We start from the raw sequence: 11,746 nt of genomic DNA on the forward strand, positions 1-11,746 counted from the left end.
CGTTCCGCGCGCCGAGAAGATCTAGAGTTCGCCGAGCATCTTCTCCACGCGCTGGATCACGAGCGCTGTCGCGTCCGCGTCGTAGCTCGGCAGGCTCGAGTCGGTGAACAGGTGCACGCTGCCCGGGTAGAGGAACAGCTCGCCGTCGGCCGCCTCCTTGACCAGCTCGCGGGCCGCGTCCACGTCGCCCTCGCCGGAGAAGAACGGGTCGTTGTCCATGCCGTGGATCTGCACCGGCGTGCTCGCCGGCCAGGCACCGAACTCGCTCACCGGAAGGCAGCCCTCAAGCAGGATCGCGGCGCGCGCGCCCGGCCGGGTCTGGGCGAGCATCTGCGCCGGGAGCGCGCCCATCGAGATACCGGCGTAGACGACGTTCTCGGGAAGCCGGTCCGCGGCGGCCCTGCCCCGTTCGGCGATCTGCGGGAACCCGATCTCCTGCGCGTTGACGATGCCCTCCTGCACTGTGGCGAAGGTACGGCCGTCGAGCAGGTCGGGGGTGTGGACGGTGTGGCCCGCGGCCTCGAGGCGGGCGGCGAGCGCGCGCACCCCGTCGGTCAGGCCCTGTACGTGGTGGAACAGCACGATCTCGGTCATGGCCTCCATCCTGCCCCGGATTCCCGACAGCGCATGTCGGGAACGCACGGCATGATCTCTTTCGTGCGCGCCTCCCGGATGATGTCCCTCCTCCTGCACCTCCAGGTACGCGGCCACGTCACCGGCGCGGAGCTGGCCCGGCTGCTCGAGGTCAGCGAACGCACAGTCCAGCGCGACGCGGAGGCGCTTGCCGCGTCCGGCGTGCCGATCCGGTCCACCCGCGGCCCGGCCGGCGGCTACCGGCTCGACGGCGGTTACCGGACCCGGCTGACCGGGCTCGGGCTGGACGAGGCGGGCGCGCTCGCGTTCCTCGGCTTGGCCGGCCCGGCCGCGCAGCTCGGCCTGGGGTCCCTGCTCGAGGGCGCGCGGACCAAGGTGCTGGCCGGGATGACAGGCGAGGCCCGTGACCGGGCGTCCGCGACGGCAGCGCGTTTCCATCTCGATCCGGTGCGGTTCTTCGGCACGTCGGAGCCGGTCCCGTGCCTGCCGGGGGTGGCGGCCGCGGTGTGGTCGGACCGGCGGGCGCGGATCGTCTACACGGTGCGGTCCGGGGCGACGTCCACCCGCGACGTCGATCCGCTCGGCCTGGTCCTGGCGGCCGGGGTCTGGTACCTGGTCGCACTCCGGGACGGGGCCCGCCGCACGTACCGCGTGTCCCGGATCCGCACGGTCGAACCCCTTCCCGATCCGGTCCGCCGGCCGTCCGGCTTCGATCTCGCGGGCGTCTGGGCCGAGTCCCGCGCCGACCTGGAACGCGAGAAGACCGCGGTGTCGGTGACGCTCCGGATCGCCGCTCACGCCCTCCCCCGGCTCCGCGAAGTCCTGCCGGTCCACGGCCAGTCCCTGCTGCCCGGCGCTCCCACAAGCGAGTGGGTCGAGCTGACGGTGCCCTTCGAGAGCGCCGAGTGGTCCTTCACCGCCCTGCTCGGCCTGGGCGCCGCCGTCGAGGTGATGGCACCCGCGGATCTCCGCACCCGGATAGCCGGCGAACTGTCGAGCGCCGCCGCGCAGTACCGCGACGGCGGGCGACGCGGACAGGACCCGGGGTGATACGTTCTGGGCCGCTGCGACCCAAGGGGGTGAGTCCGATCAACGGTGTGACGACAGGTCGGCGCTCCCTCCCGGACAGAGGCTAGGGAGCGCCCACACAGGGCATCCGAAAGGCCTTCACGCGCATGCGTTTCACATCCAGGGCGTCTGTCGACGGCGTCCTCGAGCAGGACTTCCTCCACAACGACATTCCCGGTGTCCGGTGGACACCTGATGACGACGGCACGGACCGGCCGCTGATCCTCCTGGGTCACGGCGGCGGGCAGCACAGCAGAGCGCCTGGCGTCCTGGCGGGTGCCCGGCGGTTCGTGACCGAGGGCGGCTTCACTGTGGTCGCGCTCGACGCGCCGGCACACGGCGGACGACCGAGAACCGCCGAGCACGAGCAGGCCATCGCACACCTGCGGGCGGGCGGCGGGCCGGCGGCGTTGCACCGGCTCCTTGCGGAGCAGAGCGTTCCGGAGTGGCAGGCCGTCCTCGACGCGCTCCCGGCCGGGCCGGTGGGCTACTTCGGCCTGTCGATGGGCTGTGCGCTCGGCATCGCCCTGATCGCACGGGAACCCCGCATCCACGCGGCCGTCCTCGGCCTGCTCGGACGCGAGCCCCACGAAGGTCCTACAGGTCCCGAAGGCCTCGAAGCTGATGAGGCCGCACGCGTCACCGTACCCGTGCAATTTCTGATGCAGTGGGATGACGCACTGGTCCCGCGACACGCGAGCCTCGCGCTGTTCGACCGCCTCGGGTCAGCGGAGAAGACGCTTCACGCGAACCCGGGCGGCCACGGGGACGTCCCGCGCTTCGAGACCGGGAACGCGCTGCGGTTCTTCGCCCGCCACCTGCGGTAACGAATCGTGGTACCCCTTCCCCGGCGGCAGGTCCGCCGCCGGGGAAGGCGAGGCCTGTCACAGGACGGAGCGGTACACCTCCATCGTGGCCTCCGCGATCGCCGGCCAGGAGAAGTGGTCGACCGCACGCTGCCGGCCGGCCAGGCCCATCTGCCGGGCCCGCTCCGGGTCGGTGATCAGCTCGTTGACCGCGCGCGCGAAGTCGTTCACGAACCGGTCCGGGTCGGTCGGGGTGCCGCTGCCGTCGGAGACCTGCTCGATCGGGACCAGCAGGCCGGTCACGCCGTCCTCGACGACCTCCGGGATGCCGCCGGTGGCCGTGGCCACGACCGCGGTCTCGCAGGCCATCGCCTCCAGGTTGACGATGCCCATCGGCTCGTAGATCGACGGGCAGACGAAGACCGTGGTGTGCGTGAGGATCTGGATGACCTCGGGCTTGGTGACCATCTCCGGGACCCAGACGACGTTGTCGCGGGTGGCCCGCAGCTCGTCGACCAGGCCTGCCACCTCGGCGGCGATCTCGGGCGTGTCGGGCGCGCCGGCCAGGAACACCAGCTGTGCGGCCGGGTCGACCTGCTGTGCGGCGCGCAGCAGGTACGGCAGGCCCTTCTGGCGGGTGATCCGGCCGACGAACGTCAGCGTCGGGACGCCGGTGGCGATGCCGAGGCGTTCCAGCACGTCGGTGGCCGGGTCCGGGGCGTACTGCGCGGTGTCGATGCCGTTGTGCACCACCCGTACCCGCGCGGGGTCGACCTGGGGGTAGGCGGCCAGCACGTCGCGCTTCATCCCCTCGGAGACCGCGATGATCGCGTCGGCGGCCTCGATGGCCGTCTTCTCCACCCAGGACGACAACGCGTAACCGCCGCCGAGCTGCTCCGCCTTCCACGGGCGCAGCGGTTCGAGACTGTGCGTGGTGACGACGTGCGGCACGCCGTGCAACAGCTTGGCCAGGTGCCCGGCGAGGTTGGCGTACCAGGTGTGGCTGTGCACCACGTCGGTGCCGGCCACGCCGGCCGCCATGGCCAGATCCACGCCCATCACCTGCAATGCCGGATTTGCGTCCTTTAGTTCGGTAATATCGGCATACGCCGTAGCGTCAAGCCGAGGAGCGCCGAAACAGTGCACATTGACCGACGTCAGCGCGCGAAGCGCCGCCGCCAGGTACTCCACGTGCACGCCGGCGCCGCCGTAGACGGATGGCGGGTACTCCCGCGAGAGAAGGTCGACTCTAAACCTGTCAGTGCCCACCATCGCACCCTAAACAAAGATTCGCTTCCCGGCTGGCGGAGCGCCCCCGCCCTGGTTAACGTCCTTCCATGACGCCCAAAGTTCTCGCCATCGTCCTGGCCGGAGGTGAGGGCAAGCGGCTCATGCCGCTGACCGCCGACCGTGCCAAACCGGGCGTGCCCTTCGGGGGCATCTACCGGCTGATCGACTTCGTCCTGTCGAACCTGGCGAACGCCGGCTTCCTCAAGATCGTCGTGCTCACCCAGTACAAGTCACACTCGCTGGACCGGCACATCACCCAGACCTGGCGGATGTCGAATCTGCTCGGCAACTACGTCACGCCCGTCCCGGCGCAGCAGCGGCTCGGCCCCCGCTGGTTCGCCGGCTCCGCGGACGCGATCTACCAGAGCCTCAACCTGATCAACGATGAGGATCCGGACTACGTCATCGTCTTCGGCGCGGACCACATCTACCGGATGGACCCGCTGCAGATGCTGCAGGACCACATCGACTCCGGCGCGGACGTCACAGTGGCCGGCATCCGGCAGCCGCTGTCGATGGCGGACCAGTTCGGCGTGATCGAGGTCGACGAGAGCGGCCGGCGCATCTCCGCGTTCCGGGAGAAGCCGTCGGACGCGATCGGTCTCCCCGACGCGCCGGACGAGATCTACGCCTCGATGGGCAACTACGTGTTCACCACGAAGGCGCTGATCGAGTCCGTGAGCAGCGACGGTCTCGACCTGTCCAGCAAGCACGACATGGGTGGCAACATCATCCCGAGTTTCGTGTCGCGCGGCACCGCGAACGTCTACGACTTCCGGGACAACGTGATCCCGGGCAGCACCGAGCGGGACCGGGCCTACTGGCGGGACGTGGGGACGCTCGACTCGTACTACGAGGCGAACATGGATCTCATCGCGATCCACCCCATCTTCAACCTCTACAACATGCAGTGGCCGATCCTGACCGACCATGCGCCGTACCCCCCGGCGAAGTTCGTGCACGGCTGGGAGGAGCGCGTCGGCCGGGCCGTCGGCTCGATGATCTCCCCCGGCGTCGTGGTCTCCGGCTCGATGGTGGAGAACTCGATCCTCTCCCCCGGCGTCCGCGTCCACTCCTGGGCGAACGTCAGCGGCTCCGTCCTGCTCGACGGCGTCGACGTCGGCCGGCACGCGGTCGTCCGCAACGCGATCATCGACAAGAACGTCCGCATCCCCGAGGGCGCCGAGATCGGCGTCGACCTCGAACGTGACCGGGAGCGCTTCACGGTCTCGGACAACGGCATCGTCGTGATCGGAAAAAACCAGAGAATCGACAAATAACCCCCCGGGGGTACGCGCGTTCCGCGCGCGAGCCCCCGGGCGGCTTCGCCGGTCCGGGCGCTGGACGGCTCACAGGCGGGCGGGGGTGAACCCCGCCCGCCTCCGCGTGACAAGGTGCACACTCCGCGTACAGTCGACGGCTCTGGAATGTTCTTTCTCCGGGCGGTGCCGTGGAACTCCTCGTGCAGGCGTTGAGCCAGCTGATCAGCCATCTCGTCCAAGTGATGATCGACAAGCGACATCAGGAGAGCACCCTCTCCGACCGGCTCGCCCGGGCCCTTCTGCGCGAGGTCGAGCAGCGGCTCGGCACGGTGCGCGGCGGTGAGTTCGCCAGGCTGCCGGGCGGCGACTGGCGTGCGGCGGCGGACGCGGCCGCGGCGACGGTACGCCGGATGACCCCGTTCACGATCAGCGACGCAATCGACGCGGACCTGCTGCCCGACGTGATCACCGAGCGGGCGCTCGCCGCCGACCCCGGCCGTGCGGAGGCGGCCGGGCTCAGCGACAACGGGCGGGCCGTCTACCGGCGGCTGATCGCCGAGGCGTCCGCGCAGATCGTCGACTTCGTCCTGCGGCACGACGAGTTCCCCCGGCACGCGGACGCGACGATGCTGCGCCGCAGCCACGCGATGCAGGCCGAGCTGACAGCGGTCCGCAAGGCCCTGGAGCCGTCCGCACGGGACCAGGCGTTCGAGACCCGGTTCCGCCGTCAGGTGGCACAGCGGCTGGACAGCCTGCAGCTGTTCGGCGTGACGCTGCAGCGCTCCGGCGCGTACTCGCTGAGCACCGCCTACCTGAGCCTGTGCGCCACCCCGGACAGGCCCGGCGGGAGCGTCGCGCGGATCGCTGTCGAGACCGCGCTCGCCGACCGGGACCACGTCATGATCCGTGGCGAGGCCGGGTCCGGCAAGACCACGCTGCTGCAGTGGCTGGCCGTGAACTCCGCCCGCGACGACGGTGTGCTGCCCCGCGGCTGGGGCCCGGCCGTGCCGTTCCTGATCACGCTGCGCCGGTTCGCCCGCGGCACGCTGCCCGGCCCGGACACGTTCCCGGAGCAGGTGCTGCCCGCGCTGGCCGGGGAGGCGCCGCCCGGCTGGGCGCAGCGGGTGCTTGACGCCGGCCGCGGCCTGGTGCTGATCGACGGCGTGGACGAGCTGCCGGCCGCGCAGCGCGCCGAGGTGTGGACGTGGCTGCACGACCTGCGGGAGACCTACCCGAGGTCCCGGTACGTGGTGACGTCCCGGCCGCCGGCGCTGGACCAGACAGTGCCGGTGCCGCCCGCGTTCGGCACGTTCATGCTGCTGCCGATGGGCTCGGCCGAGGTGCGCGCGTTCATCGCCCAGTGGCACGCCGCCATGATCCGGACCGCGCGCGACCCCGCCGAGGCCGACCGGCTGGCCGGGTACGAGCACGAGCTGAACGACAAGATCGCCCAGCGCCGGGACCTGCGCCGGCTGACCACCAACCCGCTGCTCTGCGCCGTCATCTGCGCGCTGCACCTGGACCGCTTCCGTCAGCTGCCCCGGGACCGGATGGGGCTCTACCACGCGGCGCTGGAGATGCTTCTGGTCCGCCGGGACGAGGCGCGCGCGGTCGAGCCGGACGGCCCGGTGCTCTCCCAGGCCGACCAGGAGACGCTGCTGTCCCAGCTGGCGTACTGGCTGGTCCGGAACGGACGGTCGGACGCGGACCGCGGCGAGGCCGGCCGGCGCCTGGCCCGCTACGCCGCCGCGATCCCACACCTGGCCGTGCCCGCCGGGACACTGCTCGACCAGCTGCTGCTGCGCTCCGGCGTGCTGCGCGAGCCGGTCCCCGGCCGGATCGACTTCCTGCACAAGACGTTCCAGGAGTACCTGGCCGCGAAGGCGGTGCTGGACGAGGGCGACGTGGACGCGCTGATCGCGAACGCCCGCGACGACCACTGGCGCGAGGTGGTGGTGATGGCGGTCGGGCACGCGCGCCGCCCGGAACGCGAGCGGATCATCCGCGGGCTGCTGCACGCCGGGACCGTCCTGGCCGACCCACGGCGGCACTCCCTGCTTGCCGCGGCCTGTCTGCAGCACTCCGGCCCGCTCGACCCGGCGCTGACCGCGGAGGTGAAGGCGCGCGCGGAGCAGCTGATGCCGCCGGGCAGCGTCCACGAGGCGAACCAGCTCGCCAACGCCGGCGAGGTGGTGCTCGACCTGGTCCCGGACATCGGCGCGCTGACCGGCGCCGAGGCGCTGCTGATCCTGCACCTGATCCGCCGCTTCGATCCGGAGGAGGCGCTGCCGGTGCTGGCCCGGCTCGCCCGGCACCCCGCGCCCGAGGTCCGCGCCCAACTGGCCGGTTCCTGGCCGGAGGTCGCGCCGGAGGAGTACGCCGGCGCGGTCCTCGCCCCGATGGACCTGTCCGACGTCTACGTACGCGCCGACAGCGACGCCCGGGTGGCCGCGCTGGCCACGCTGCCCGGCGTGCGCAACCTGATCGTCCAGAACGCGGACGCCGGCCTCAGCGGCTGGCAGGGCGACACCCGGGTCACCCGGCTGGCCGCGGCCGGCGTCCCGGTCGCCCGGCTGACCGCGTTCACCTCGGTCGAGTCGCTCGCGCTCTACAAGTGCCCCGGGTTCCGGGACGCCGGCGGACTGCTTGACGCGCCGCTTACCGACGTGGCGCTGCTCGACCCGCCGCAGCGCAGCGAGCTGCACGCCGGCTGCGCGGACCTGCTCCGCGACGTCGCCGCCAAGCCCGGCCTGCGCACGCTCACGCTAACCAACACGTTCTGGCGCACGGCCGGCTCGCCGGACGTGGTGCTCGGCGACGACGTCACCCACGTCCGGCTGCTCGCCGAACCCTGGATGATCATGCTGACCGGCAAGTGGGACCGCGCCTGGTGGAGCATGCTGCGCCCGGCCGGACGCCGGCACTGGCCACGCCCGCCGGTCACCGTGCTGCGCGGGTCCCGCCGCCGGGCCACACCGCTGCTGCGCGGGCCTCGGGTCGGCGAGGCGCTGCGCGAGCTGACCGTGCTCGGCTGGCCCACGCCGGCCGAGGTGCACACGCTCGCCGGCTGGCCGGGCCTGCGCGTGCTGCGGGTGATCGCGGCCGACGAGGACCTGCGGTGGAATATCGACCGCGACGGGTACGAGTACCCGTACCTCGACCTGACCGAGGGGTTACGGGCCACGCTGTGCGGGCTGCCGGCGCTGGATCGCGTCGACCTCACAGTGCTCGACCCGGACACGTCGAAGGCGCTGGCCCGCGGCGAGTCCCGGCCGCCCGCCATGCCGGAGCTGGCGACCTGGCTGGCGGCCCGGGTGCGCGGCGTCGGAGCGGCCACCGAGGTCACGTTGAACGGCCGGCCACTGCGCGCCGCTTCGGCGTGAGCGGCCGGCCGCTGGGCGCTGCTTCAGCTGTGAACGGCCGCAGCCGGCGCGCTATCCGAGCTTGAGGAGCAGCTCCGCGAGCGCGTCCGGAACCGTGACCATGCAGTCGTGGCCCGATTCGAGCGTCCACACCTCGCCGTCGACCGGCCGCCGGGTGACGTCCGGCGACTCGCCCACGCAGTGGATGTGGGTGCGCGGCACCGCCTGCCCGGCCGGGTCGTCCATCCGCACCGGTTGCCTGTAGCAGCGCACCGGCTCGTCGCTCAGCATGCCGCTCACCCAGGCCACGTCCGCGGGCGCGGTCACGCCGAGGAACTCCACCGGGAACGGCGGCACCCGCCAGCCGTCGACGGACGACTCGATCATGCCTGCGATCTCGGGCATCACGTCCACCGCGGTCTCGCCGTCGACCGGGACCATCGCGTCCAGGTAGACCAGGTGCGCGACCCGCTCCGGCACCGCGTTGACCACGCCGGAGATGATCATGCCGGCGTAGCTGTGCCCGACCAGGATCACGTCGCCGAGATCGCGCTCGCGCAGCAGCGTGACGATGTCGCCGATGTAGGTGTCGAGCCCGATCTCCGGGGTGAGCAGGTGCCGTGTCTCACCGTGGCCGGTAAGCGTCGGCGCGAGGACCCGATGGCCGGCCGCGGTCAGCAGCGGCGTCACCCGGTCCCACACCTCGCCGCTGTGCCACGCGCCGTGGACAAGCACATATGTCGCCATGCTGGTACTACCTCTCCTGCGGTTACGCTTGCCCTTCGATCGTGTCCCGCCGGAGGAAACGGCACAATCAGGCACTTTCCGGTGCCCCGGTTCTCGTCCGGTGCCCCGGTTATCTGGAGGTAACCATGACGGCAGGCGGTCCCTGCACCGCGCCGCTGGTGGCGGACAAGTGGTCGCTGCCGGTGATCGGCCGGCTCGCCGACGGCCCGCGCCGGTTCACCGAGCTGCGGCGCGGCCTGCCCGGCATCAGCCAGCGCGTGCTCACCGCCACGCTGCGCGGCCTGGAACGGGACGGTTTCGTCGACCGCATCGTGTACGCGGTCATGCCGCCGAACGTCACCTACCGCCTCACCCCGCTCGGCGAGAGCATCCTCGACGCCACCCGCCCGATGCGCAGCTGGAAGAACGCGCACCTGCCGGAGGTGGAGCGGGCCCGCCTCGCCTACGACTCCCGGCCCGCGACCGGCTCCCCGGACGATCCCGGGCTGACCAGCCCGGTCTCATAGGCGACCACGACCGCCTGCACCCGGTCCCGCAGCCCGAGCTTGCCGAGGATCCGGGCCACGTGCGTCTTCACCGTCGCCTCGGACAGCCGCAGCTCGCCGGCCAGCTCCGCGTTGCTCAGGCCACCGGCCAGCAGGCGCAGCACCTCGGTCTCGCGCGGGGTGAGCGTGGCCAGGTCGCGGTGCATCGCGGCGGTCTGCGGGTCACGGCCGGCGAACCGGGCCACCAGGCGGCGGGTGATCGTGGGGGCGAGCAGCGCGTCACCGTCCCGGACCATCCGCACGCACGCGACCAGGTGCTCCGGCGTGACATCCTTGAGCAGGAAGCCACTGGCCCCGGCCGCGAGCGCGGCATAGACGTACCGGTCCAGGTCGAACGTGGTCAGCACGATGATCCGGGGAGCCTCGCCGGTGCCGCTCAGGATCCGGCGGGTCGCCTCGAGACCGTCCAGCTCCGGCATCCGCACGTCCATCAGCACCACGTCCGGACGGGTGCGCCGGACCGCGTCGATCGCCTCCGCGCCGGTCGCGGCCTCGGCCACCACCTGCACGCCGCCGGCCGTGAGGATCATCCGGAAGCCGGTCCGGACCAGTGCCTGATCGTCGGCGACCACCACGCGCACGCTCATGCCGCCTCCAACGGGATCGACGCCTCCACCCGGTACCCCGCGCCGGGGCGGGGCTCGGCACGCAGCGTGCCGCCGTAGACCGCGAGCCGTTCGCGCAGCCCGATCAGCCCGTGCCCGCCGGTCGGGCCGGGCGCGGCGGGCAGCACCGGCGCGGTGTTGCCGACCTCGACCCGCAGCGTCTCCGGCGCGAACTCGACCACTACCGTGGCGGCGGCGCCGGGCGCGTGCCGGACCATGTTCGTCAGCGCCTCCTGCACCACGCGGAAGGCGGTCAGCCCGATGCCGGGCGGGACCGGGCGCGCCTCGCCTGTGGTGTGCAGCCGCACCCGTACCCCGGCGTCGTGAAGTCGTGCGACAAGCGCGGGCAGACCCTCCAGCCCCGGCTGCGGCTCCTCCGGCGCGTCCGGCTCCGGCGCGGAGAGCAGGCCCATGGTGTGCCGCAGCTCGGTCAGCGCGGACCGGCCGGTCGACTCCACCGCGAGCAGCGCCTCCCGGGCCTGGTCCGGCGCGGCGGCCAGCACGGCCCGGGCCGCGCCCGCCTGGATGACCATCACGCTCACGTGGTGCGTCACCACGTCGTGCAACTCGCGTGCGATCCGGGCCCGCTCGCCGGCCACGGCGTCGCGCAGCGCCTGCTCCTGCGCGCGGGTCTCGGCCTCCCGCCGCCGCCGGTCCTCACCCGCGCGCCGCGTCCACACGTGGTGCCCGCCGGCCGCCGCGACCAGCGGGGCGAGCAGCACGAACGGCAGGTAGGCGCCGGGCACGGTGATCAGCGACAGGTCGCGCAGCGCGGTGACAAGCAGCGCGGCCACCGGCACGGTAGCGGCCGCGGCCATCCGGAGCGGGCTGTGCGCGGCCGCGCTGTAGACCGCGATCAGCGCGGTGACGAGCACACAGGGGTAGAGATTCGGCTGTCCCGCGCCGTGCGTCACCAGGGCGAGCGACGCCGCGGCAAGCGTGGCCCAGAGCACTCCCAGCGGATAGCGGCGGCGCAGCACAAGCGGCGCGCACAGCACGAACACCAGCAGCAGCGCGCCCAGCTCGGCGCCCGGCTGCGTCACGTCCATGTCAGGCACCGGCACCGGCGGTATCGGCGGATGCGGCGGGACCGGCATCACCCTCCGGGGCACCGCGACGTCGTCAGTCGCGGCCCGGAAACAGGCGAACGCGAGCACGGCCGCGAGCGCGCCGTCAAGCAGCAGCGCCCGCCAGCCCGGCCGGGGCAGCGGCCCGGTAGCCGCGAACAGTGTCACGGCATCATTCTGGACGCCGCACAGGCCAGCCGGAATCCGCCACAGTGTGCAGCGCGACTACATCGCAAGGATGACCCTCCACCCACGACGGTACGGCCGGTGCGCCGCCGGGCCGACGCGCGGCACCCGGCGTCGCACCTAGTGTTCTGTCTCGTAAATAGGTAGTCGGTTGGTACGGTGGCGGTTGTGAATCGTGCCGCCGCGCCTTTGGTGCTTGATCCGGGTCAGCGTG

Annotated in this window: 10 protein-coding genes; 5 read left to right on the forward strand and 5 right to left on the reverse strand. The window is 72.4% G+C overall.

Going from position 1 to position 11,746, the window contains the following annotated elements; translation table 11 throughout:
• Positions 1-21: 21 nt before the first annotated feature.
• Entirely contained in the window at positions 22-594 is a 573-nt protein-coding gene (locus ACIA8K_RS17565) for a dienelactone hydrolase family protein (protein ID WP_396059951.1), read from the reverse strand.
• Positions 595-645: 51 nt separating this feature from the next.
• Between ACIA8K_RS17565 and ACIA8K_RS17570 the strand changes: the two genes are divergently transcribed.
• Both ACIA8K_RS17570 and ACIA8K_RS17575 read left to right on the forward strand, forming a co-directional pair.
• Positions 646-1,644: a helix-turn-helix transcriptional regulator gene (locus ACIA8K_RS17570; RefSeq protein WP_396059953.1), complete on the forward strand. Its 999-nt coding sequence runs from the start codon at positions 646-648 to the stop codon at positions 1,642-1,644.
• 125 nt (positions 1,645-1,769) lie between these two features.
• Positions 1,770-2,489: an alpha/beta hydrolase gene (locus ACIA8K_RS17575; protein ID WP_396059955.1), complete on the forward strand. Its 720-nt coding sequence runs from the start codon at positions 1,770-1,772 to the stop codon at positions 2,487-2,489.
• Between the two features lie 57 nt (positions 2,490-2,546).
• On the opposite strand, the gene glgA is transcribed toward ACIA8K_RS17575, so the two are convergent.
• Complete coding sequence (gene glgA, locus ACIA8K_RS17580) at positions 2,547-3,737, reverse strand: glycogen synthase (RefSeq protein ID WP_396059957.1); 1,191 nt, start codon at positions 3,735-3,737, stop codon at positions 2,547-2,549.
• Between the two features lie 68 nt (positions 3,738-3,805).
• On the opposite strand from glgA, the gene glgC reads away from it, so the two are divergent.
• Entirely contained in the window at positions 3,806-5,038 is a 1,233-nt protein-coding gene (gene glgC, locus ACIA8K_RS17585) for a glucose-1-phosphate adenylyltransferase (RefSeq protein WP_396059959.1), read from the forward strand.
• Positions 5,039-5,208: 170 nt separating this feature from the next.
• Positions 5,209-8,403, forward strand: coding sequence for an NACHT domain-containing protein (locus ACIA8K_RS17590; protein ID WP_396059961.1), 3,195 nt, complete (start codon positions 5,209-5,211; stop codon positions 8,401-8,403).
• A 51-nt stretch (positions 8,404-8,454) separates the two neighbouring features.
• Here ACIA8K_RS17590 and ACIA8K_RS17595 read toward each other — a convergent pair whose 3' ends face one another.
• Positions 8,455-9,129, reverse strand: coding sequence for an alpha/beta fold hydrolase (locus ACIA8K_RS17595; protein ID WP_396059963.1), 675 nt, complete (start codon positions 9,127-9,129; stop codon positions 8,455-8,457).
• A gap of 125 nt (positions 9,130-9,254) precedes the next feature.
• On the opposite strand from ACIA8K_RS17595, the gene ACIA8K_RS17600 reads away from it, so the two are divergent.
• Positions 9,255-9,635, forward strand: a complete 381-nt coding sequence (locus ACIA8K_RS17600) for a winged helix-turn-helix transcriptional regulator (protein WP_396059965.1) — start codon at positions 9,255-9,257, stop codon at positions 9,633-9,635.
• Here the strand turns inward: ACIA8K_RS17600 and ACIA8K_RS17605 are convergent.
• On the reverse strand, positions 9,572-10,261 hold the full coding sequence (locus ACIA8K_RS17605) for a response regulator (RefSeq protein ID WP_396059967.1): 690 nt from the start codon (positions 10,259-10,261) through the stop codon (positions 9,572-9,574). The genes ACIA8K_RS17600 and ACIA8K_RS17605 overlap by 64 nt on opposite strands.
• Entirely contained in the window at positions 10,258-11,514 is a 1,257-nt protein-coding gene (locus ACIA8K_RS17610; RefSeq protein WP_396059969.1) for a sensor histidine kinase, read from the reverse strand. Before ACIA8K_RS17610 ends, ACIA8K_RS17605 begins: the two co-directional genes overlap by 4 nt.
• Positions 11,515-11,746: the final 232 nt, after the last annotated feature.

The organism is Catenuloplanes sp. NPDC051500, from assembly GCF_044454585.1.
In the GTDB taxonomy this organism is placed as follows: Bacteria; Actinomycetota; Actinomycetes; order Mycobacteriales; family Micromonosporaceae; genus Catenuloplanes.